Origin of the sequence: Bradyrhizobium cosmicum (genome assembly GCF_032290525.1) — a bacterium.
GTDB classification, from domain to species: Bacteria; Pseudomonadota; Alphaproteobacteria; order Rhizobiales; family Xanthobacteraceae; genus Bradyrhizobium; species Bradyrhizobium cosmicum_A.
In genome coordinates, this window is record NZ_JASXTA010000514.1 from 1 (window position 1) to 244 (window position 244).

Here is a 244-nt window from a genome sequence, read left to right on the forward strand (position 1 = left end):
GCGCAAGACCATGTCGATGGCGTTGGTCGATCGCAGCCTGCGCGCCCGCGAGTTGGGCGAGGAAGTGATCGCTCCGGCCCAGGACGAGGAATTCGTGATGTCGCACTCGGACAATGTTCAGGCGACCGGCTTCGTCGAGCATCTCAAGCTGCCGCATTACGTCGACTTTCAGTCCGAGCTCGGTCTGTTGCGCAAGCTGCGCAAGGAGTTCGCTGAGGCCAATGAGGCGCCGGATATGCAGGAG

Annotated in this window: 1 protein-coding gene; it reads left to right on the forward strand. The window is 61.9% G+C overall.

Going from position 1 to position 244, the window contains the following annotated elements:
• A partial coding sequence (locus QSV46_RS40765; protein WP_314964421.1) for a carbon-phosphorus lyase complex subunit PhnI occupies positions 1 to 244 on the forward strand: 244 nt, incomplete at both ends.